This window comes from Duganella sp. S19_KUP01_CR8 (assembly GCF_036688705.1).
In the GTDB taxonomy this organism is placed as follows: Bacteria; Pseudomonadota; Gammaproteobacteria; order Burkholderiales; family Burkholderiaceae_D; genus Rugamonas.
This window is the reverse complement of the sequence record NZ_JAQQPR010000031.1, coordinates 63,599-86,545: the sequence shown is the minus strand read 5'-3', so window position 1 is coordinate 86,545 and position 22,947 is coordinate 63,599. Positions and strand designations below refer to the sequence as shown.

The following is a 22,947-nucleotide window of genomic DNA, read 5'->3' as shown; positions in this document are numbered from 1 at the left end:
GCGTTGAAGGCTGCGGCGACCAAGGCCCCGGCGCGCCAGACGGCCACGGTGGCGGGCGACGACTGGGAAGAGTTCTAACAATAAAGTAAGCCACTATCTGGCGCAGCAGCAAAGTCAAGCGGCCCTCGGGCCGCTTTTTTTTACTTTGATCCGGCTCAATCGAGGCGGTGCTTGCCGGTGCTACGGTGGCAGCTTGACTATGCTGCCGCGAGGAGCGAACATGCCTGTCAACGATGATCCCAGCCGCATTGAAAATGCCTCACGTGCCGCCTATGATGGAAGAGCAGAAGTGCGCTTCGCTGCGATAGAAACACGCCTCGCGGCGCTGGAGGTCGATGTGGCTGTGATACGGACAAGTTTTGCAACCAAAGATGATGTGCAATCATTGCGCGAGGAAATCCACGCCGCTACCGAGCGCATCATGAAAGTGCTGTACGAGCACAAACTGGAATTCAACAATGCGCTAGCCGCGCAACGTGAAGATTTTCATGTCGCGCTGGTCAGGCAACGTGAGGAATTCGGCGCCGCCCTGGCTCGGCAGCATGAAGAATTCAGCACCGCCTTGGCTCGGCAGCATGAAGAATTCAACATGGCCCTGATGGAACATCGCGTTGAACTTCATAAGACCTTGATGAGTCACACCTGGAAGGTGTACGGCCTGGCCATCATGCTACTTGGCGGCGTCTACTACATCGCGCGTTACGTTCACTGAAACTACTCGTAAGCCGCAAGGCGCTTTTGCTCGTCGGCGGAGAAAATGGAGTCGCGCAGTTTCTGCAGCGAGGCCGGATCCGTGCCCGGCGTCAGCTGCTGGCGCTGCGCCAGATAGACGGCGATGCGGTGGCGCCAGTCGGCTTCTTCGATGTCGACATCGGCCAGGCGGGCCGCCGCTTCCGGCGATAACGCCGCTGAACGTATGCGGTAGATCTCGTTGTCGCCCATGCCTTGTTGGCGCGCCTTTGCCACGGCTTCCTCCAGCCGCAGCACCTTGGTCGGCGCATCGCGCTCGTCGCGCAGCTGTTGCGGCAGCCGCGCATCCAGCGCGGCGATGCGCTCCCTGCGCTGCGCATCGGTCAGCTTCTTGTCGGCGTTGATCTCCAGCCGCGCCAGCGCGTCCAGATCGTAGGCGTCGCCAGCGCTGAACAGTCCCTCGGATTCGGCCTCGGTGAAATACGAGCGGCGCAGGCGCTGCATGGCCTCCAGCCGCTGACGCGCACCCTGCGCCAGATCCAGCGTGGCCGGCAGGCTGCGCTCCTCATCGACCAACGCGCGCTTGTAGGCCAGGTAGGCATCCAGCAGGCGCTTGGCCTGCGCCGCCGGCGCGGCGCTCAGGCGGCGATCCAGCTCGCGGCCGATCTCCACGCGGATCGCCTCCAGCGGCTTCTCGCCCAGTCCCGCCAGATAGTAGTCGAACAGGTAGGCCAGCTCCGCGTTGACGGTCAGCTTGTCCGCCGTGGCCTGGCGCACGTCGCCGTCGGGCCGTGTGCCGATCATCGACGGCACAAACGCAAAATAGTTAGGATCGGCGGCGCGGGCCCGCGGCGCTTCGCTGCGCGGCAGCCCCAGATACAGGCCGACGCCGACTACAGCGGCCAGCGCGCCGAAGCGCAGCAGTTTTGCGTTTGTGCTCATCATGCGCTCCTTACAGTCCCAGTCCCTGCAGGCGATTGGCCTGCTGGCGGAAGATGGTCACCGGGCTGGTCTCGAACAGGTTGGTGATGCCCACCAGTTGATTCACTTCGTCCAGATGGTTCATCGCATAGTCGTCGCGGATCACGCGGCCCAGGTGGCTGGAGCAGCTGCTGACCAGGCCATCGTTCTTGGCGCCGTTGAAGGCGATCGCCGTCAGGGCCAGCACCGGATCGCTGGCGTCCAGCAGATTGGTGTAAGGCTGCGCGCCGCTCCACGAGAAGTAGTACACGCCGCGTACCTGGTATTCGCCTTCGCCGCAGGCCGACGTCGGCACGCCCTCAGGATGCCTGCCGTTGAAGGCCAGCGTGCCGGCGGTGCTCAGCGAAGTGGCGGCCGCGCGCGCATTCTGCGGCAAGGTCGGGCTGCCGGACAGGAAGCTGATGAAGCCGGAGACCGCGTTGGCCAGGCTGTAGGTCACGTCCGGCACCGCGCCGATCAGCACATCGGCCACCCTGGAACCCTTGTTGACGCCACCGACGCTGCTGACCGAAGCCACCAGGTCCGGCCGCACCGACGCCACGTAGCGCGCGGTGGGGCCGCCGTGGCTATGGCCGATCAGGTTGACCTTGGAAGCGCCGGTCGCGGCCAGGATCTGCTTGACCTGCACCAGCAACTGCTCGCCGCGCACCTCGGTGCTGTTGGCGGCCGACACCGACGTCACATACACATTGGCGCCGCCGCTGCGCAGCCCCGAGGCGATGCCGTAGAAGTAGTCGACCGGGCCGATGTTGTCGAAGCCGAACAGGCCGTGCACCAGCACGATCGGGTATTTGGTTTGCGTGTAGCCGGCCGCCCAGGATGGCGCGGGCAGGGAGGTCAGGGCGATCAGGCAGACCGCGAGGTACTTCCAGAAGCGTTTTGTCATTGAAGTCTCCGATTATATTTTGAGGTCCGGGTATTTCCCCGGTCATCAAAATGTAGCACCGCGCCGCTGGCCTTGCAGTCCGCACGCTAGGCCTTGGGAGCCAATCTGATGGGCTGCTGATCCCAGTTGTTTTCCTGCGCTATAATCGAGACCAAAACTCAAATAAAGAGACTACCTTGCCGTCGCGATTCGACTTCCAACAATTTCAGGGGATGACGCCGCTGGACGGCGTCAATATCTGGGCATATCTGCTCGACCACAACGCTGACCGCATCACCGTCAAGCGCCGCAAGCCGGCGCTGGAAAACCTGGAGCGGATCTTCCGGGCCACCTTCAAGCTGGCCAACGACGTCGGCTTCCGCGCCATGAACCTGCGCGACCTGTGCCAGGAGACCGGCCTGTCGATGGGCGGCTTGTACGGCTACATCAGCAACAAGGACCAACTGGCTGAGATGATCGGGGACGTGGTGCGCCACGCCACCCAGGAGATGCCGCGTCTGTTCGACGACGTCACCGATCCGCTCGACAAGCTGGAAGCGCTGATGCGCGCCTCGATCTACGTGTCCGAGATTCTGCAGCCGTGGTTTTATTTCGTGTTCATGGATTCGCGCGTGCTGCAATCGGCGCAGCGCACCACGGCCAAGGAATCGGAGCTGCACGTGCAGGCCTTGTTCGCCGGCGTGATCGCGCAGCTGCCGCAGCGTCCCGCCGGCAGCCCTGAGCTGCAGGCCGCGCACATCATGGCGATGTTCCAGGACTGGTATGTGAAGCGCTGGAAGTACCGGGCTGCCGATGTCAGCCCGGACCAGTTTGCGGATAGCGCCGTGCGCATGATGCGCGGCTACCTGGCTTCCTGACTTAGTTGGCTGGCGGTGGCGGCGCCGTGCCGGCCGGCTGCGGCGCCACGTTCTCCGCGCCCGGCGCCACGTCGTCCATGTCCAGCGTATGGCGCGCGGCGTCGCCGGTGAACTCGTCGAACAGCCACTCGCCATTCACTTGCGTCAGCCCGGCCGGAACCTGGCGCTCCTGCGCCGGACGGCTTTGCAGCGCCACCTTCATGTAGTCGATCCAGATCGGCAGCGCCACGCTGGAGCCGAACTCCTTGCCGCCCAACGATTTCGAATCGTCGTAACCCATCCACGATACCGCCACGATGCCGCCGCCGTAGCCGGCGAACCAGCCGTCGACCGCGTCGCTGGAGGTGCCGGTCTTGCCGGCCAGGTCGGGGCGGCCCAGGCGGGCCACCGCGGCGCCGGTGCCGGTGCGCGTGACCTGGCGCAGCAAGCTGTCGGTGACGAAGGCGTTGCGCGGATCGATGACGCGGGCGTCGTCCGGCAGCGTGGTGCGCGGCTTGGCTTCGGAGATGATCTTGCCGCTGCCGTCGACGATTTTGGCGATCAGGTAAGGCTCGACCGTGTAGCCGCCGTTGGCGAACACCGAGTACGCGCCCACCAGCTGCGCCGGCGTGACCGAGCCGGTGCCCAGCGCCATGGTCAGGTTCTTCGGATGCTTGGCCAGGTCGAAGCCGAACTTGCCCAGGTAGTTGTGCGCGTACGGCACCGTGATCGAGCGCAGGATGCGCACCGAGGCCACGTTCTTCGATTCGGCCAGCGCGGTGCGCATGGTGATCGGGCCGTCGAACTTGCCGTCGTCGTTTTTCGGGCTCCAGGCCTCGTTGCCGGTTTCGGCGCCGGTCAGGTCCAGCGGCACGTCGTTGATCAGGGTCGCCGGCGAGAAGCCTTTTTCCAGCGCCGCCGAATACACGAACGGCTTGATCGAGGAACCCGGCTGGCGCCAGGCCTGCGTGACGTGGTTGAACTTCTGCAGGTTGTAGTCGAAGCCGCCGACCATGGCGTGATAGCCGCCGCTGACCGCATCGATGGAGACGAACGCCGCCGCCACCTGCGGCACCTGGGTGATGCTCCAGCTGTTCTTCTCCTGCATGATGCGGATCACCGCGCCGGGACGCAGGCGCACCGTGTCCTTGGCCTTGTCGGTCAGCGCGTTGGCGGCCAGGCGCAGGCCGTCGCCGCTGATGGTGATCTCTTCGCCGAACGGATTCTGCACCTTGACCGATTTGGCGCCGACTTCCAGCACCACGGCCGGGATCAGGCGGTCGCTGCCCGGACGGCGCTGCAGCGCGTCTTCGATGGCGTCGTCGCGTTCTTCCTCGCCGGCCGGCAGCGTGATGAAGGCTTCCGGGCCGCGGTAGCCGTGGCGCTGGTCGTAGTTCAGCACATTGCGGCGCACCGATTCGTAGGCCGCGTTCTGGTCGGCCTTGAGGATCGTGGTGTAGACGCTGATGCCCTTGGTGTAGGAGTCTTCCTTGAACTGGGCGTACACCACCTGGCGCGCCAGTTCGGCCACGTACTCGGCGTGGGTGTCGAAGCCCTGGCCGCGGTGGCTGATGTGCAGCGTTTCGTGCAGCGCCTTCTGGTACTGCTCCTCGGTGATGTAGTCCAGCTCGCGCATCGACTTCAGCACCACGCGCTGGCGTTGCTTGGCGCGCTTGGGATTGACGGCCGGGTTGTGGCGGGCCGGATTCTGCGGCAGGCCGGCCAGCATCGCCATCTCGGCGATGTCCAGGTTCTTCAGCGATTTGCCGAAGTAGACCTGCGACGCCGCGCCGAAGCCGAAGGAGCGCTGGCCGAGGTAGATCTGGTTCATATACAGTTCGAGGATCTGCTCCTTGCTGAGCGCCGCCTCGATCTTAAACGCCAGCATGACCTCATTGAGCTTGCGGCCGTAGAATTTCTCGCGGGTGAGGAAGAAGTTGCGCGCCACCTGCATGGTGATGGTGGAGCCGCCCTGGCGCATGGCGCCGCCCAGGTTGGCGCGCGCGGCGCCCAGCGCGCGGCGCCAGTCGATGCCGTTATGCTCGTAGAAGCGCTTGTCCTCGATCGCCAGCACCGACTTCTTCATCATCTCCGGGATGTCCTTGATCGGCACGAAGTCGCGGTGCTCCTCGCCGAATTCGCCGATCAGGGCGTTGTCGGCGGTGTAGATGCGCAGCGGGATCTTGGGCCGGTAATCGGTGATGACTTCCAGCGACGGCAGGTTGGGCGCCACGTACAGCAGCATGTAGGCCAGCAGCAGGCCGCCGGCGATCAGCGCGGCGACGCCGGCCACGATAAAGCCGCGGATGGCGTTGCGGCGGGTCAGCCATTTGGACAGATTGATGGGGGAAGCAGTCAAGGCGTAGTCTCACGGTAGCAACGGTAGGCGCGATTATAGACCAACAAAATTTGGGCACACTTAATTGAAAAGTGGCTTTTTATGCAAATACGGTCACTCACCCCTATGACTATTGGTGATTTTGTCGTAACGTAACAGATATCTGAGTTAAATCGCTTTATCACCGGGAAAAACATGGCGGAACCGCAGCACACTCTCGATTGCGACATCCTGATCGTAGGAGGCGGTATCAACGGCGCCGGCATCGCGCGCGATGCGGCAGGGCGGGGCTTGTCGGTGGTGCTGTGCGAAAAGGACGACCTGGCCTCGCACACCTCGTCGGCCTCCACCAAGCTGATCCACGGCGGCCTGCGCTATCTGGAGTATTACGAGTTCAATCTGGTGCGCAAGGCGCTGATCGAGCGCGAGGTGCTGCTGCGCGCCGCGCCGCACATCATGTGGCCGCTGCGCTTCGTGATGCCGCACGCGCCCAGCCAGCGCCCGGCGCTGATGATACGGGCCGGCCTGATGCTGTACGACCTGCTGGCCAAGCGCGAGCTGTTGCCGGCGTCGGCCGGCATCAACCTGCGCACGCATGCGGCGGGCAAGCCGCTCAAGCCCGAGTTCCAGCGCGGCTTTATCTATTCCGACGGCTGGGTGGACGACGCCCGGCTGGTGGTGCTGAACGCCATCGACGCCTGCGAAAAAGGCGCCACCATCCTGACCCAGACCGTGTGCAGCGCACTGACGCGCAAGGCGGACGGCTGGGAAGCGGACCTGCACAAGAGCGGTTGCGGCGATGTCCGCGTCAACGCGCGCTACGTGGTCAACGCGGCGGGGCCTTGGACCGCCAGCCTGCTGCATGCGACGCTGCCGAAGGAGGGCGGCGGCAATCTGCGGCTGATCAAGGGCAGCCATATCATCGTCAAGCGCATCTTCGAGCATGACAACGCCTACATCTTCCAGCACCCGGACGGCCGCATCGTGTTCGCGATTCCGTATGAACGCGACTTCACGCTGATCGGCACCACCGATCTCGATTATCGCGGCGACGCCAACCAGGTCGCCATCAGCGAGGACGAAATCGGCTACCTGTGCGAGCTGGCCAGCCAGTACTTCGTCAAGCCGATCGTGCCGGCCGACGTGGTGTGGACTTATTCGGGCGTGCGGCCGCTGGTGGAGGACGGCGCCGACGCCAAGGCCGTCACCCGCGACTACCGGCTGGAGGTCGACAGCGACGGCCCGCCGATGCTGAGCGTCTTCGGCGGCAAGATCACCACCTTCCGCAAGCTGGCGGAGGAGGCGGTCGACCTGATCGCCAGGTCGCTGGGCAACCGCCACGGCGCCTGGACCCACAACGCCTGCCTGCCGGGCGGCGACCTGTATGGCGCCGAGCCGCAGAATCGTTCGGTGCTGGAATTCGACACCTGGGTGCGCAACGTGCAGGGGCGCTACAGCTGGCTGCCGCCGTTGCTGGTGGCGCGCTACGCCCGCGCCTACGGCACCCGCATCCACACGCTGCTGGGCCGGAAGGAAGGCGTAGCCGAGATGGGCGAGGAGATCGCGCCGGGCCTGTACGCGGCGGAAGTGGAATACATGCGCCGCTATGAATGGGCGCGCAGCGCGCAGGACATCCTGTGGCGGCGCTCCAAGCTGGGCCTGCACCTGCCGCCGGACACCGGCGACAAGCTGCAGGCGTGGCTGGCGGCGCACCCGTTCCAGCACAAGCAAGCGGCATAAAATAAAAAAACCACCAGCCAGAGCGCGCTCAAGATCGCGCTCTGTGCCGGTGGTTTTTTTATTGGAGCTAGAGCGCTTACTTCACGCCGTGCATCAGCTTCTGGATCAGCGGTGCGATCAGGAACAGCAGCACGCCGGCGGCAGCCAGTGCATAGAAGCCGTAGCTGTAGCCGACCAGCGCGGACGACACCGACATGCCGGTTTCGCCGCTGACCGCCGAAGCGAAGATGCCCGACAGGTTGTTGCCGATACCGGTGGACAGGAACCAGCCGCCCATGCCCAGGCCCACCAGGCGGGTCGGCGCCAGCTTGGTCACCATCGACAGGCCGATAGGCGACAGGCACAGCTCACCGATCGATTGCAGCGTGTAGACCATGACCAAAGGCCAGAACGGGATCTTGTTGTCGGCATTGACCAGCATCGACAGCGCGAACATCAGCAGCGCGAAGGCGGCGCCGTTGAACAGCAGGCCCAGGCCGAATTTACGCGGAATCGATGGGTTTTTACTGCGCATGGCGACCCAGATGAAGGCGACGATCGGCGCGAAGCCGATGATGGCCAGCGAGTTAAAGATCTGGAACCAGGCCACAGGGAAGGTCCAGTTGAACATCTGGCGGTCGACGATCTTATCGGCCAGGAAGGTGAACGAGCTGCCTGCCTGTTCGAAGAACATCCAGAACATGATATTGAAGAAGAAGATCAGCAGCATGGCGATGACCTTGTCGCGGGCGACCTTGCCGTTCTTGACACCTTCGATCAGCAGCATCACTGACAGCAGGACGAACAGCACGGACAACACCATTTGCAGGTTCTGCGCGCCGGCGGCCAGCAGGAAGTACACGACCGGGATCACGCACAGCGAGCCCAGAGCGACGTAGATCATGCGCTTCGGATCGGCGTTCGATGCGTCTGGCGCGCCGATGCCTTTCAGGTTGCGGCGGCCGATGAAGAACCACACCAGGGAGATCAGCATGCCGAAGCCGGCGGACATGAACACCACTTTGTAAGCAGGCATGCCGTGGGCGCCGAAGATGGCGGTGGCCAGCCATTCGGTCAGTACCGGTGCGACCAGCGCGCCGGAGTTGATGCCCATGTAGAAGATGGTGAAGCCGGAATCGCGGCGGGTGTCGGCGGCGCCATACAGCTTGCCGACCATGGTCGAGATGTTCGGTTTGAACATGCCGTTGCCGACGATGATGGTGGCCAGGCCAAACTGGAATACCGTCTGGTCGGGGAAGGCGATCATGAACAGGCCGGCCGACATGAAGGTCGCGCCGATCAGGATCGAGCGCTGGTAGCCGAGGACACGATCGGCCACGTAGCCGCCGAACAGCGCGGCGGCATAGACCAGCGCCAGATAGGAGCCGTAGATCAGGTTCGCTGGGGCCTCACCGGTAGCGTCGCCGTTGTAGAACTGGGCCACGACGTAGAGCACCAGGGCCCAACGTATGCCGTAGAACGCGAAACGCTCCCAGAACTCGGTCATGAACAACATCCACAGCGGAGCAGGGTGACCCATGATCTGCTTGAATTCGGGAATAACGACTTCCGTATTGGTGGTGGTAGCACCGCTCATGCGGCTTCTCCTAATTTTATGATCTATGAAAAGTGTCTCAGGTTCCCTTGTGGGGAGCCAAATTGGGCGCCATTTTAATCTACAAATCGATCCGGCCGTACATTTTGATGGTTGGCCTGCAAAGATATGTCTTTTGTGCTAATAAATATGCACAATCCTGCTATGGCAATCTCCACCCCAAAACTCGCCGGTTTGTCGTATATTGGCACTGCAGGCTTACCTGTTATGCATCGAAATGCATCGAATTTGAATAAGGATTTTCGCATCATGGAACATGACGTTGTCGATACCCTGATTTCGCCCGAAGGCCAGTTGGAAGTGCTTTCGAAGGCGGAAGTAAACAAGCTGCTCGACACTAGCCAGGGCGGTCTCTATAACATCTTCCGCAATTGCGCACTGGCCGTGCTCAATTGCGGCAGCACTATCGACGATGGAAAGGAACTGCTGGAACGATACAAGTCATTTGAGATCAGCATTGTGCAGCGCGAACGCGGCATCAAGCTCGATATCAAGGGAGCGCCGGCGATCGCCTTCGTCGACGGCAAAATGATCAAGGGCATCCACGAACACCTGTTCGCGGTGCTGCGCGATATAGTCTTCGTCAGCAACGAGGTGACGGACAATCCGAAGTTCGACATGGGCAGCACCGAAGGCATCACCGATTCGGTGTTCCATATCCTGCGCAACGCCGGGGTGCTCAAGCCTATGCTCAATCCCAACCTGGTGGTGTGCTGGGGCGGGCATTCGATCAACCGCGCCGAGTATAACTACTCGAAGGAAGTCGGCTATCAAATGGGCTTGCGCGACCTGGATATCTGCACCGGCTGCGGCCCCGGCGCGATGAAGGGCCCGATGAAGGGCGCCACCATCGGCCACGCCAAGCAGCGTTTGCACAAGGGGCGCTACCTGGGCATCTCGGAGCCGGGCATCATCGCGGCCGAGTCGCCGAACCCGATCGTCAATGAGCTGGTGATCATGCCGGATATCGAGAAGCGGCTGGAAGCGTTCGTCCGCTCGGGCCACGGCATCGTGGTGTTCCCAGGCGGCGCCGGGACGGCCGAGGAGATCCTCTATATATTGGGCATCCTGCTGCATCCGGATAATGCCGATATCCCGTTCCCGCTGGTGTTCACCGGACCGGAGACTTCGCGCGAGTACTTCGTGCAGATCAACCAGTTCATCCACGATACGCTGGGTCCCGAGGCGCAGCAGCGCTACAAGATCATCATCGACGATCCTGAGCTGGTGGCGCGCGAGATGCAGGCGGGGATCAAGCAGGTGCGCGAGTTCCGCAAATCCCGCAGCGACGCCTACTACTACAATTGGGGCCTGAAGATCGACCCCGAGTTCCAGCATCCGTTCGCGCCGACGCACGAGAACATGCGCAACCTGAGCCTGCACAAGAACCAGGAAGTGCATCTGCTGGCGGCCAATCTGCGCCGGGCGTTTTCGGGTGTGGTGGCGGGTAACGTCAAGGACGAGGGCATACGCGCGATCGAGAAGTTCGGCCACTTTGAAATCCATGGCGACAAGGAGATCATGGGGCCGATGGACGCGCTACTGGCATCGTTCGTGGCGCAGCATCGCATGAAGCTCGCGGGCAAGCAGTACACGCCTTGCTATCGCGTGATCCAGTAACACCAGACGGCGTCCGCGCGCAGCCGGCGCGGGCGCCGGATCAATTCAGGCGACAACGGCTGGCATGGGCAAATCGATGGTGAACAGACAGCCGTGACCGGGCTTGCTGTCGACCGTGAGCGAACCGCCATTCGCTTCGACGCTGCGGCGCGCGATCGACAAGCCTAGCCCCAGGCCGCTCTTGTTGGAGCCACTCTGCGTGAACGGCAAGAACATGTCGCGGGCAGCTTCCGGGCTAAGTCCCGGTCCGCTGTCTTTGACCTTGACGCGTATGCGGTCGGCGCCGACGTCGACACTCAGCGTGACAACGCCGTCCCTGCCGCTGAACTTGAATGCGTTTTGCAGCAGATTTCCCAGCGCCGAGAACAGCAGGTCCTTGTCGGCATCGATCATCAGCGTGGAAGAAATCTCTTCGACATGCAAGCTGCAATTCAACAGTTTCGCTTCCAGCGCGGCAGCGTATTTAACTTCTCCAATAAAATTCGCGAGACTGAAAACGGAACGGTGCAGTGACATGCCGGGGCCGATGCGGACCTCGGCTAGTGACCGGTCTATCAGCGTTCGAAGGCCCACCAAGCTGCGGTCGAGCACGCTTCCGGTGGATCCGAGCAATCCTACATTCCCCGCCTTGATGGCTGCCAACGCCAGCGTTGCAGTATTCAGATGATTACGGAGTTCATGCGCAAAGAAGCCCAGGCGCTCATTCGCTTCCAGGGCTTGCTCGTCGGCGATGACCAGGTCGCGGTGCTCGCTAAAGCCGGTCACGGCGTCGGCTATACCGTTGTCCAGGCAACGATTGAGCGTCCGGAACTCATCGATGGTGAAGGTTTCATTCAGGTCAATCGAAAGGTCGGTCACGGCTTGGCAAAGGTCACCGTAGTCATGAACCACCTCATTGATCGAATAGCCCAGCGTCAAAAGATCGGCGCCGTGGATGGCGGCCGACACACCTACTTCGGCGCGGCAGTCGGGATCGCCGGACGAGAGACCAGAGATAGTCTGGGCGGCAGTAGCTGCGCCTTTGTCTTCAGCTTTGAGCGTACGAATGAGCTGATCAAGGAACATGGGAATACCATGTTCCAGCTGCTGCCGGTTCGGATATCTATCTAGGCGGCTGGACACCTTGTCGCGGCAACGCCGCTCTAGTTCAGTCCGGTTGGAGACCAAGAAATCGTGCATCATAGCTATTCTCGCAGGCGCCCCAATGCTCAATGTAGGCGCCCGCGCAGAACGGCGCTGTGGGTGGGGTGGGCGCCAAGGGCTGGCCCCAATGTTGCGCGTTATGATGTCGTGCGTCTGTGTGTTTTCGAACATTGCTTGCCGCACCATTTTTTGGAACGAACAGACCCGGTCTTCGCGGTCGGCGTGACAATCCGCGCATTTTTATCGGCATCGATTCGTTACACTACCCGTCCTCAATCACTATGGACTATTCGAGTGGTGGCGGCAGTTTTATGACGTCGGGCGTGAATAGCTACATGCGCCTGATCCACCGTGACAAAATTGTCTTCGAACAGGCGAGGGAGATCGAGCCTTGGCTGGGCCTGGACAAGCCGGCCTTTTTTGTCGAATACTCTTCGGTTGACTGGGGCGAATACCTTGTCCATGAAGCGGCAGGCAAGCCGGTGGTTGAGCGCATAGAAGAGGGGAATATGCACCATAGCGGTCGGCGGCGCGTTTACGCCGAGGGCTTCCCCTTTGGCTATCCGTGGCGTTCGGGTGTCAGGTATTTCCCGCGCGCGGAGACGCCAGGGGGACTGTTCAGCGTGTTCCCCGCGAAGACCAGGGAGCTGCCGCAACCAGTCGACCTGCTGAAACGCCTGGACGCTTACACCTTGGCTGCGATTTCGCCCGACGAGACCTCGTTTGCCTATGTCGACAGCATGGAAGCCCCAACGTTCATATTGGTCGTCGATGCAAATGGCGAACGACGAGACCCCATTCCGATTCCACGTGTCCAGCTGCCGCCCCGGCCCGGCCCCGCAATCAATCCATATGAGCGCGTCTGGTCCTGGTTCAACGCCACTTACACATGGCAGCGGGATAGCAATGGCAAGTGGTCAGCCAAAACGGTGGCGCCGGCCGAGCGCGCGGCCGCCAACCCGGTTGAGGAGATCTTTCTCAGTGACCGGACCGGCTACCGCAGTTGTTTCACCGCCGCCGACGCCTACTGCCTGACCAGCTGGCACCAGGCCAGCAGCGCCGAAGTGGCGAAGGAGGAACCCGGCGATGCCGCGCAGCCGCTGGTGTATGCGCCGTCGATCCCCATCAAGGCCTTTGGCGCCAACGCCAAGCTGCTGGTGTACCAGCGCTCGTTCTGGCGCAACAGCGGCTATCTGCTATACACGGACGCCACGCCGGCGCAGGTGGTAGCTCAATACGTGCAGCGCCTGGAGCGGCGCAAGATACCGTATGTGCGTTCCGACCAGTGCCCCGGTTCGGACAATGGGAGCGTGGACTGCAATGCACTGCTCAAGTCCCGTCTCAACATCACGCGCAGATACGACGATTGGCTGATACGGAAACTCCGCAACGCGGGGCCTGGCGCGACGATGTTTGTGTTGCCGGATCTGGTGATCTCGTTTTCGACATCGGAACAGGGCAGCACCGCCATTCTAACGGTGTACCGGGGCGATCTCGCGCGCGCGGAGTGACTTACTTCGCCACCTGCTCGGCGCGGGGCGCGAAGTTGTCGAAGCCGTAGCTGCCGTAGATACGTTTGACCGTGCCGTCGCGGTACATGGCGCGCAGTAGGGTGTTGAGCCGGGCCACCTCGTTGGAGTCCATGCCTTTGTTACAAGCCAGGTACATGTCGTAGTGGGCGAACGCCAGCACCGCTTCCATGCCGGTGATGCCCATTTCATTCATGATGTATAGCCCTGGCAGACGTCCTTCCGACCACAATTGGATGCGCTGCATCTTCAGCTTGGGCGCGTTGGTGCGGTTGTAGGGGACCATGCTGAGATTGAGCTGGTTCGCGCGCAGCAGCGGCACCATCGCATCGCCGATGATGGTGCCAACGGTGTAGGGCCTGGCGTCCTCCAGGCTATTGAGGTGGATATGGTCCTCGGCGCGCGCATACATCACCCATTCGTTGCGGCCCACCGGGCCTACCCAGGCAAAGCTGGTCTCGCGCTCCGGCGTGCGCGCCATCGAGAACAGGCAGCTGTTGGCGTTCTTGGTGGTCAGCGCCATGGCCCGCGCCCAGGGCATCAAGGCCGGTGCGGTGACGGGCAATTCGGCCCGCCGCATCAGCTCCAGGATAATGTCGGTGGACAGCCCGGTGGCGGTGCGGCTTGCCTTGTCCGCCCAATTAAAGGGCGGGTATTCTTCGGTGTAAAGCGTGATGGTGTCGCTCGCCCGCGCAGCTGCGCACGCGGCGAAAAGCAGCGCTGCGTGCAGGTAAAGCAGCGTGTTGCGACAAACCATGTCGCTTCCTTTCCTTGAAGTAGTGACTTCTTCGGAGATTACTCGCTTTCCTGGGGCCGGTCGAGAATTACCGGGAGCAGGAGGGGAGGCTTGGGTATTCCAAATCACAACTTGGTCTAAATCCGTCCAATCTGGGCTGGTTGAGGCTAAATTAGTCTAGAACGGCCCTCGCAAGGTCTAAAACAGTCCATGAAATCCGGGGTAAAGTCTAATCTGGTCCCAATCCTCAAGCCGAAAGTCTAAAACGAACCATGTTTCCTTTCAGCGGTCTAATTTTTAGACCTGATTCGAAAGGACCCAATCCGAAAAAAAAGCCGCTCAACGAGCGGCTTTGGCTTGATTACTCTTCGCGGCGCAAGTGCGGGAACAGCAGCACGTCGCGGATGTTCGGCGAGTCGGTGATGATCATCATCAGGCGATCGATGCCGATGCCGCAACCGCCGGCTGGCGGCATGCCGTATTCCAGCGCGCGGATGTAGTCGGCGTCGTAGAACATCGCCTCTTCATCGCCTGCGTCCTTGGCCGCTACCTGCGACAGGAAGCGGGCCGACTGGTCTTCCGCATCGTTCAACTCGGAGAAGCCGTTGGCGATCTCGCGGCCGACCATGAACAGCTCGAAGCGCTCGGTGATGCCTTCGCGGGTATCCGAAGCACGGGCCAGCGGCGACACCTCAACCGGGTAGTCGATGATGTAGGTCGGTTCCCACAGCTGCGCTTCGGCGGTTTCCTCGAACAGCGCCAGTTGCAGCGCGCCCAGGCCGGCGGTGGCGAACGGCTTGACGCCGAACTTCAGCAGTTCCTTCTTGATGAACTCAGCGTCGTTCAGCTGCTCCGTCGTGTAGCCAGGCGCGTACTTGTTGATCGCGTCGACGATGGTCAAACGGTGGAACGGCTTGGCCAGATCCAGTTCGCGGCCGCCGTAGGTCAGCGTCGCGGTGCCGTGCGCGTCGATCGCGGCCTGGCGGATGATCGCTTCGGTGAAGTCCATCAGCCAGTGGTAATCGGTGTAGGCCGCGTAGAATTCCATCATCGTGAATTCAGGATTGTGACGGACCGACACGCCTTCGTTGCGGAAGTTGCGGTTGATCTCGAACACGCGATCGAAACCGCCGACCACCAGGCGCTTCAGGTACAGCTCAGGCGCGATACGCAGGAACATCTGCATGTCCAGCGCGTTGTGGTGGGTGATGAAAGGCTTGGCCGCGGCGCCGCCAGGGATGGCGTGCAGCATCGGCGTTTCCACTTCCATGAACTCGTTCTTCTCCATGAAGCGGCGCATCGACGAAATCGCGGCGGTACGCGCCTTGAAGGTGCGGCGCGTCTCTTCGTTCATGATCAGGTCCACGTAGCGCTGGCGATACTTGGTTTCCTGGTCGGCCAGGCCGTGGAATTTGTCCGGCAGCGGGCGCAGCGACTTGGTGATCAGGCGCAGTTCCGACACTTTGATCGTCAGTTCGTCGGTCTTGGTCTTGAACAGCGTGCCAACCACGCCCAGGATGTCGCCCAGGTCATAGTGGTGCAGCGCGGCCATGGCGGCTTCGCCGGTCAGGTCCAGCGTGGCGTAGATCTGGATGCGGCCATCGGCCTTGGGACCCGACGCATCCTGCAGCGTGGCGAAAGCGGCCTTCTTGCCGGCTTCGCGCTTGAGCATCATGCGGCCGGCCAGCACCACGGTCACGGGAGCTGCTTCCAGCTCTTCGCGCGACTTCTCGCCGTACTGCACGTGCAGGTCGGCGGCTTTGTGTTGAGGCTTGAAGTCGTTCGGGAAGGCGATGCCTTGTTCGCGGATGGCGGCCAGCTTGGCGCGGCGCTCGGCGATGATCTTGTTTTCGTCGGGCGGGGTGGCGTTGCCTGCTTGTTCTTGAAGATCCGTAGTCATGGTCTGTTCTTTTGTTGAGGTGATGATTAGTTAATTGCGGCGGCGAAGAGCTCTTCGACATCCAGCTCGCTGAAGTCGCGCACGACCGCGATGACGTTGTCGAATTCGGCGAACGCTTCGGCCGGCAGGGTGGTGGTCAGCACCACCGCGCGCATGCCGGCGCGGCGTGCCGCTTCCACGCCCAGCGGCGCGTCTTCGAACACGATGCTGTTGACGGGCAGGGCGCCGCTGCGCTCGGCCGCCAGCAGGAACACGTCCGGCGCCGGCTTGCCGTGGGCGACGTCGGCGGCGCCGGCGATGGCGTCGAACTGCTTGCGCAGGTCCAGGCCGTCCAGCGTGAAGTCGATGTTCTCATTCGGCGCGGCGGTGGCCACGGCCAGCTTGACGCCAGCGCTTTTGGCGCGGGCGATGAAGGCCTCGAAGCCGTCGACCGTCGCCAGGTGCGGCGCGTACAGCTCGCGGTACAGCGACTCTTTCTCGAAATCGAGCGCGGCGCTTTCTTCCTTGGTCATTTGCTTGCCAAGGTAGGTGCTCATGATTTCATGACCCTGGCGGCCGGCCGTGGCGCGGAAGAATTCATCCGCGTCGAGGTCGTGGCCGCGACGGGCGAAAAAGGCCAGCCACGATTTGGTGTGGAAGGCCATGTTGTCGACGATGGTGCCGTCCATGTCGAAGATGAACGCGCGCTGCGAATTCGAGGAGCTCATTAAACGCCTTGCTTCAGGGATGCCGAGATGAAGTCGTCCAGGTCGCCGTCCAGCACGCCCTTGGTGTTACCGGTCTCGAAGTTGGTGCGCAAGTCCTTGATGCGGGACTGGTCCAGCACATAGGAGCGGATCTGGTGGCCCCAGCCGACGTCGGTCTTGGAGTCTTCCAGCTTCTGCTGCTCGCTCATGCGCTTGCGCAGCTCCATCTCGTACAGCTTCGCCTTCAGCATTTCCATCGCCTCGGCCTTGTTGCGGTGCTGCGAGCGGTCGTTCTGGCACTGGACGACGATGCCGGACGGGCCGTGCGTCAGACGCACCGCGGAGTCGGTTTTGTTAATGTGCTGACCACCAGCGCCGGACGCGCGGTAGGTATCGATGCGCAGGTCGGCAGGGTTGATCTCGATATCGATCGAGTCATCCACTTCCGGGTACACGAACAGCGACGTGAACGAGGTATGGCGGCCGTTGGCCGAGTCGAACGGCGACTTGCGCACCAGGCGGTGCACGCCGGTCTCGGTGCGCAGGTAGCCGTAGGCGTAGTCGCCTTCGACCTTGATGGTAGCGGTCTTGATGCCGGCCACCTCGCCGTCGGATTGTTCCATGACTTCGACCTTGAAGCCTTTGCGTTCCGCGTAGCGCACGTACTGGCGCAGCAGCATCGACGCCCAGTCCTGGGCCTCGGTGCCGCCGGCGCCGGCCTGGATGTCGACGAAGCAGTTGTTCGGGTCCATCGGATTGTTGAACATCCGGCGGAACTCCATGCCTTCGATGACCTTGCGGACTTCCTCGGCGTCGACGATCAGCGCTTCGAGCGTGTCGTCGTCGCCTTCTTCCTTGGCCATGGCGAACAGGTCGCCCATGTCTTTGAGGTCGGTGTCGGCTTTGGTCAGCGCGAAGACGATGGCTTCGAGCGATTTCTTTTCTTTACCGAGATCCTGGGCCTTTTTCGGGTCGTTCCAGACCGTCGGGTCTTCCAGTTCTTCGTTTACTTGTTCGAGTTTCTCTGACTTTTTATCGAAGTCAAAGATACCTCCGTAGTTCGGCTTCGCGCGAGGTCATATCGGCGAGCAGGGCGGAGAGGGCGTTGATGCGTTCGGCTTCCATGTTTTCTTCTTTTCTAAGGCTGAAATCAAACCTTCGATTATACCCTAGCCGGGGCGCTCCCTCCCAGCTAAATAGCCAGTGGGGCTCCGGGCGTTGCCCGGGTGGCTTGCCCGGCGTTCCGTTTGACGCGAAATACTGACATTTTTACCACAAAAAGCATAAAATGCGACGTCTCCCCCTTAAGTTGCTTGATGCAAGGAAATTCGCTGCGTATGATGTCGCGCATAGCTCCGTTGCCTAAAAAATCGCAACTTCAAATATAGTTTATTCATGCGTCCAGCAGTTTGCTGTCTCACTATTGCGTTGCCCTCCTTGTTGCTCGGCTGTGCCGGTCTGCCGCAGGGTGTCCGGCCGCCTGTGGGCGCGGAGGCCACGCTGGCGCTGCTGGAAACCACCGACCTGCACGCGACCGTGCTCAGTTACGACTACTACAAGCTGAAGGCCGATCCGTCGATGGGCTTTGAGCGCACCGCGACGCTGATCAAACAGGCGCGCGCCGAATTCCCCAATAATCTGCTGCTCGATAACGGCGACGCCATCCAGGGCACGGCGCTGGCCGACTACCAGGCGCTGGTCGCGCAGGTGGCTTGCGGCCAGCCGCTGGCCATCTACAAGGCCATGAACCTGCTGGGCGTGGACGGCGGCGGCATCGGCAATCACGAATTCAATTACGGACTGGCTTACCTGAACCAGGTTACCGCCAGCCATTTCAACGTGGAAGGCGTGCCTGCCGACGCGCCGCGTTGCGCCGGGCCTGACTTCCCCATCGTGCTGGCGAATATCTACAGCGCCCGCACCAAACAACCGCTGTTCGAGCCATACCGCATCCTCACGCGCCAGATCAGCGCCACCGGACCGGATGGCAAGCCGCTGACGGCGACGATCAAGGTCGGCATCATCGGCTTCGCGCCGACGGTGGTCATGTCCTGGGACCAGCACTGGCTGGAAGGTAAAGTCTACGCCGAGGGCGTGCGCGAAGCGGCGCAGAAGTACATTCCGCAGATGCGCGCGCAGGGCGCGGACCTGGTGGTGGCCATCTCGCACGGCGGCCTCGATGGCGCGCCGTACTCGCCGGAGATGGAAAACGCCAACTACTACCTGGCGCAAGTGCCGGGCGTGGACGCGATGATGATCGGCCACTCGCACCAGCCGTTCCCTGATGCGGCCAGCAAGGCGCCGGAATTCGGCCTGCCGAACGTGGACAAGGCCAAGGGCACCGTCTACGGCGTGCCCGCCGTGATGGCCAACCTGTGGGGCAAGCACCTGGGCGTGATCGGCCTGCGCCTGAAGTACGACGGCAAGGCCTGGGCGGTGGACAAGAGCCGCACCACGGTCGAAGTGCGCTCGACCCGCAACGCCGACGGCAGCTACGTCGCCGCCGATCCGGCCGTCGCGCCGCTGGTCGCGGCCGAGCACGAGGCCACCATCCGCTACGTGAAAACCCCGGTCGGCAACAGCGACTTCCGCATGACGACCTATTTCGCCGACGTCGGCGACATCAGCGCCATCGAGGTGGTGAACCAGGCGCAGACCGCCTACGTGCAGAACTACGTCAAGGCCAACCTGCCGCAATACGCGGCGCTGCCGGTGCTGTCGATGGCGTCGCCGTTCAAGGCCGGTGCCGCCGGCGCGGGCGACTACACCGACGTCAAGGCCGGCGGCCTGGCGCTGAACAACGTGGCCGACCTGTACCTGTACCCTAACGCGCTGCACGTGGTGAGGGTGGATGGCGCCGGCCTGAAAGCCTGGCTGGAAAAGGCGGCCGAACGCTTCAACCACATCGATCCGGCGAGCAGCGCACAGCAGGAACTGGTCAACACGGCCACCCCGGGGTTCAACTTCGACATGCTGAGCAGTGCCGATGTCAGCTACCAGATCGACGTCACCAAGCCGCTCGGCCAGCGCATCACCGCCTTGCAATACAAGGGCGCGGCGATGGCGCCGACGCAGGAATTCCTGGTGGCGACCAATAACTACCGCGCCAGCGGTGGCGGCGGTTTCCCCGGCCTGGATGGCGGCAAGACCATCCTGGCATCCCCGGACGCCAGCCGCGATGTGCTGATCGCCTACATCCAGCAGCGCAAGAACGTCACCCGCGCCGGCAACGGCTCGACGCGCAGCTGGCGTTTCGCTCCGGTGGCGACCAAGGGCGCGGTGGTATTTCACTCCGCCCCCAACATGGTGGAATTGGCGAAGGAGGCGGGCTTGAGGGCCGTCTCGCAGATTAAAACGGACGATGGCGGCGGCAAGGGCCTGGCCCTGTACGCCATCGATTTGTCGATATGAACGGAGGGCGCATGAAGCTAAGGTTGATGACGTTGGTGTTGGCGGCGGGCGCCGCAGGCCTCGTCGCGGCCGGACCGGTCGACGAAGCGCGCCAGTACCTGCGCGGCGGCGCCGGCGTGGCCGCCAACCTGCCGAAAGCATTTTCGATCTTCAGCACCGCCGCCAAGGCGGGCGATCCGCTGGCCGCCTACTACCTGGGCATGATGTACCGGAACGGCATGGCGGTCGCGCGCGACACCAAGGCCGCGGCCCACTGGTTGCAGTTCGCGGCCAGCCGCCAGATGCCGGCCGCGATGTTCGCGCTGGCGAACCTGTACCTGAGCGGCGACGGCGTCAAGCGCGATGAGCAGGCCGCGCGCCGCCTGATCGAAAAGGCGGCGGACCTGGAGTATCCTGAGGCGGTGATGGCGATGGCCATCGGCCTGCGCGACGGCTCCATGGGCTTCGACCGCAACGAAGCGCTGTCCGAAACGCAGATGCGCTTCGCCAATCGCGCCTTGGCGCAGCGCACGTCCGGCATGTAGCGCTGGCAAACGCCGGCAAAGCGCCGCCGAAATCCCCGTCCAATTCTTACAACTAGCTTACACGCGGCGGCCCCTTTGCGGCTTGCTGCGACGCCGCACATCTATCTGTTGCTGCTGTCGATCTACTAACCTACAATGTTCCATCGATGGTGCGGCTATCCAGCGTGTACAAGTACATAAAAACGTTGTAAACAGGAGATCACAGATGAATTTCAAGTTGAAAATGCTCGTTGCAGGCATGGCGCTCGGTTTCTCGGCTTCTTCGATGGCCGCTGAACCCATCAAGATCGGCGTGGCCGGTCCTTTCACCGGCGGTTCCGCACCGATGGGCGTGTCGATGCGCGACGGCGTCAAGCTGGCCGTGGCCGAGATCAATGCCAAGGGCGGCCTGCTGGGCCGCCAGATCCAGCTGGTCGAACGCGACGACGAAGCCAAGAACGAACGCGGCGTGCAGATCGCCCAGGAACTGATCAACAAAGAAAAAGTCACCGCCACCGTCGGCTACATCAACACCGGCGTGGCACTGGCCTCGCAGCGCTTCTACCAGGAAGCCAAGATCCCGGTCATGAACAACGTCGCCACCGGCTCCATCGTCACCAAGCAGTTCGCCGACCAGCCGGAGAACTACATCTTCCGCAACTCGGCCAACGACACGATCCAGTCGCACATGATCGTCCAGGAAGCGGTCGACAACCGGAAATTCAAGAAGGTGGCCATCCTGGCCGACTCCACCAACTACGGCCAGCTCGGTCGCGAGGACCTGGAAAAAGCGCTGGATAAAAAAGGCCTCAAGGCCGTCGCCATCGAAAAATACAATCTGAAGGACGTCGACATGACGGCCCAGCTGCTCAAGGCCAAGCAGGCCGGCGCCGACGTGGTGCTGACCTACGGTATCGGCCCGGAGCTGGCGCAGATCGCCAACGGCATGGAAAAACTGGGCTGGAAAGTACCGCTGATCGGCAGCTGGACGCTGTCGATGGCGAACTTCATCGACAACGCCGGCAAGAACGGCAACGGCACCCGCATGCCGCAGACCTTCATCCAGGACCCGACCACGCCTAAACGCAAAGCCTTCATCGACGCTTACGTGAAAGCCTACCATCCGCCTGGCGACCGCATGCCGTCGGCAGTGTCCGCAGCGCAGGGCTACGATTCGATCTACCTGCTGGCAGCCGCCATCAAGCAGGCCGGTTCCACCGAAGGTCCCAAGGTCAAGGCCGCGCTGGAAAGCCTGAACGAAAAGGTTGACGGCGTCGTCACCACTTACAGCAAGCCGTTCAGCAAAGACAACCACGAGGCGATCACCGCCGACATCACCGTCTTCGGTGAAGTCAAGGACGGCAAAGTAGTGCCGGTCAAGTAAGCTCGCGCCGCATTGGTACCGGCCAGTCTTGAGGATTCAAGCCTGGCCTTTTTCTTGTCGTCCTACAGTGGTGGTCATCATGGAAATCTTCCTGCAACTGGCATTCAGCGGCATAGCGCTCGGCATGATCTACGCCGTCATCGCGTTCGGCTATCAGCTCACTTTCGCCACCTCCGGCACGCTTAACTTCGGCCAGGGGGAGTCGCTGATGCTGGGCGCACTGGTCGGGCTTAGCCTGGTCGGCACCATCCACGGCGGGCCTTACATGAGCTACCTGCTGATGATCCCCCTGGTGATCGTGTTCGGCGCGCTGCAAGGCATGTTCGTCGAGTGGATAGGCGTGCGGCCGGCGATCAAGATCAAGTCGGAATTCGGCTGGATCATGTCGACCATCGCGCTGGCCATCATCTTCAAGAACGTGGCCGAGAATATCTGGGGCAAGGACGACTTGACCTTCCCGTCGCCGCTGAGCTCCGCGCCGTTCCAGGTGCTGGGCGCGAACGTGCAGCCGATGCAGGTGGCGGTGATCGTCGGCGCGCTGGCGATCATGGCGGCGGTGGAGATCTTCAACCGCAAATCGATCTACGGCAAGGCCGTGGTGGCCACCGCCAACGACCGCGACGCGGCGGGCCTGATGGGCATTAACACCCGCATGGTGATCACCTTCTCGTATGCGCTGTCGTCGGCGACGGCGGCATTCGCCGGCGTGCTGGTGGCGCCATTGACGCTGACCGGCGCCACCATGGGCGCCTCGCTGGGCCTGAAGGCGTTCGCGGTGGCCATCATCGGCGGCCTGACCTCCGGCGTCGGCGCCATCGTCGGCGGCCTGATACTGGGCATCGCCGAGACCACCACCGGCTACTACATCTCGACCGGCTACAAGGAAGTACCGGGATTGCTTCTGCTCCTGCTGGTACTGGCGATCAAGCCGTCCGGCCTGTTCGGCAAAGCCGCCATCAAAAAGGTCTGA

At 62.3% G+C, this 22,947-nt stretch carries 18 protein-coding genes; 9 read left to right on the top strand and 9 right to left on the bottom strand.

Annotated elements, in window-relative coordinates; translation table 11 throughout:
- Window positions 1-220 precede the first annotated feature (220 nt).
- Entirely contained in the window at window positions 221-712 is a 492-nt protein-coding gene (locus V6M89_RS25535; RefSeq protein WP_332855842.1) for a hypothetical protein, read from the top strand.
- Window positions 713-714: 2 nt separating this feature from the next.
- Here V6M89_RS25535 and V6M89_RS25530 read toward each other — a convergent pair whose 3' ends face one another.
- Together V6M89_RS25530 and V6M89_RS25525 are read right to left on the bottom strand one after the other, a co-directional pair.
- Entirely contained in the window at window positions 715-1,635 is a 921-nt protein-coding gene (locus V6M89_RS25530; protein ID WP_332855841.1) for a lipase secretion chaperone, read from the bottom strand.
- Window positions 1,636-1,642: 7 nt separating this feature from the next.
- A complete protein-coding gene (locus V6M89_RS25525) occupies window positions 1,643-2,557 on the bottom strand; it encodes a lipase family alpha/beta hydrolase (protein WP_332855840.1) in 915 nt (304 codons plus the stop codon).
- Window positions 2,558-2,733: 176 nt separating this feature from the next.
- On the opposite strand from V6M89_RS25525, the gene V6M89_RS25520 reads away from it, so the two are divergent.
- The gene (locus tag V6M89_RS25520) at window positions 2,734-3,414 is read left to right on the top strand and encodes a TetR/AcrR family transcriptional regulator (protein ID WP_332855839.1); all 681 of its coding nucleotides are present in this window, start codon (window positions 2,734-2,736) and stop codon (window positions 3,412-3,414) included.
- Between the two features lies 1 nt (window position 3,415).
- Here V6M89_RS25520 and V6M89_RS25515 read toward each other — a convergent pair whose 3' ends face one another.
- Complete coding sequence (locus tag V6M89_RS25515) at window positions 3,416-5,752, bottom strand: penicillin-binding protein 1A (RefSeq protein ID WP_332855838.1); 2,337 nt, start codon at window positions 5,750-5,752, stop codon at window positions 3,416-3,418.
- A gap of 174 nt (window positions 5,753-5,926) precedes the next feature.
- Here V6M89_RS25515 and glpD point away from each other — a divergent pair, with 174 nt between their 5' ends.
- Window positions 5,927-7,471: a glycerol-3-phosphate dehydrogenase gene (gene glpD, locus V6M89_RS25510; protein WP_332855837.1), complete on the top strand. Its 1,545-nt coding sequence runs from the start codon at window positions 5,927-5,929 to the stop codon at window positions 7,469-7,471.
- Window positions 7,472-7,547: 76 nt separating this feature from the next.
- Here the strand turns inward: glpD and V6M89_RS25505 are convergent, their stop codons facing one another.
- Window positions 7,548-9,047, bottom strand: coding sequence for a peptide MFS transporter (locus V6M89_RS25505; protein WP_332855836.1), 1,500 nt, complete (start codon window positions 9,045-9,047; stop codon window positions 7,548-7,550).
- Window positions 9,048-9,314: 267 nt separating this feature from the next.
- Between V6M89_RS25505 and ppnN the strand changes: the two genes are divergently transcribed.
- Window positions 9,315-10,685 carry a nucleotide 5'-monophosphate nucleosidase PpnN gene (ppnN, locus tag V6M89_RS25500; protein ID WP_332855835.1) on the top strand — a complete coding sequence of 457 codons (1,371 nt, stop codon included), beginning with the start codon at window positions 9,315-9,317 and terminating at the stop codon, window positions 10,683-10,685.
- Between the two features lie 45 nt (window positions 10,686-10,730).
- Here ppnN and V6M89_RS25495 read toward each other — a convergent pair whose 3' ends face one another.
- Entirely contained in the window at window positions 10,731-11,867 is a 1,137-nt protein-coding gene (locus V6M89_RS25495; RefSeq protein ID WP_332855834.1) for a sensor histidine kinase, read from the bottom strand.
- Window positions 11,868-12,163: 296 nt separating this feature from the next.
- On the opposite strand from V6M89_RS25495, the gene V6M89_RS25490 reads away from it, so the two are divergent.
- A complete protein-coding gene (locus tag V6M89_RS25490; protein WP_332855833.1) occupies window positions 12,164-13,339 on the top strand; it encodes a hypothetical protein in 1,176 nt (391 codons plus the stop codon).
- Between the two features lies 1 nt (window position 13,340).
- Here the strand turns inward: V6M89_RS25490 and V6M89_RS25485 are convergent, their stop codons facing one another.
- From V6M89_RS25485 to prfB, 4 genes are all read right to left on the bottom strand, one after another.
- Window positions 13,341-14,114 (bottom strand): substrate-binding periplasmic protein, encoded by a 774-nt coding sequence (locus tag V6M89_RS25485; protein ID WP_332855832.1) that lies wholly within the window; start codon window positions 14,112-14,114, stop codon window positions 13,341-13,343.
- 340 nt (window positions 14,115-14,454) lie between these two features.
- Window positions 14,455-15,993: a lysine--tRNA ligase gene (gene lysS, locus V6M89_RS25480; protein WP_332855831.1), complete on the bottom strand. Its 1,539-nt coding sequence runs from the start codon at window positions 15,991-15,993 to the stop codon at window positions 14,455-14,457.
- Between the two features lie 26 nt (window positions 15,994-16,019).
- Window positions 16,020-16,700 (bottom strand): HAD family hydrolase, encoded by a 681-nt coding sequence (locus tag V6M89_RS25475; protein ID WP_332855830.1) that lies wholly within the window; start codon window positions 16,698-16,700, stop codon window positions 16,020-16,022.
- Window positions 16,700-17,804 (bottom strand): peptide chain release factor 2 gene (prfB, locus tag V6M89_RS25470; protein WP_332855829.1). Its coding sequence is split into 2 segments (ribosomal slippage): window positions 16,700-17,722 and window positions 17,724-17,804, totalling 1,104 coding nucleotides; the frame shifts between segments, so codons are not numbered across the junction. The genes V6M89_RS25475 and prfB overlap by 1 nt, the downstream gene beginning before the upstream one ends.
- 270 nt (window positions 17,805-18,074) lie before the next feature.
- Between prfB and V6M89_RS25465 the strand changes: the two genes are divergently transcribed.
- From V6M89_RS25465 to V6M89_RS25450, 4 genes are all read left to right on the top strand, one after another.
- Complete coding sequence (locus V6M89_RS25465) at window positions 18,075-20,090, top strand: bifunctional 2',3'-cyclic-nucleotide 2'-phosphodiesterase/3'-nucleotidase (RefSeq protein ID WP_332855828.1); 2,016 nt, start codon at window positions 18,075-18,077, stop codon at window positions 20,088-20,090.
- Between the two features lie 11 nt (window positions 20,091-20,101).
- Entirely contained in the window at window positions 20,102-20,614 is a 513-nt protein-coding gene (locus tag V6M89_RS25460; RefSeq protein WP_332855827.1) for a tetratricopeptide repeat protein, read from the top strand.
- Window positions 20,615-20,819: 205 nt separating this feature from the next.
- Window positions 20,820-21,977, top strand: coding sequence for an ABC transporter substrate-binding protein (locus V6M89_RS25455; RefSeq protein ID WP_332855826.1), 1,158 nt, complete (start codon window positions 20,820-20,822; stop codon window positions 21,975-21,977).
- A 79-nt stretch (window positions 21,978-22,056) separates the two neighbouring features.
- The gene (locus V6M89_RS25450) at window positions 22,057-22,947 is read left to right on the top strand and encodes a branched-chain amino acid ABC transporter permease (RefSeq protein ID WP_332855825.1); all 891 of its coding nucleotides are present in this window, start codon (window positions 22,057-22,059) and stop codon (window positions 22,945-22,947) included.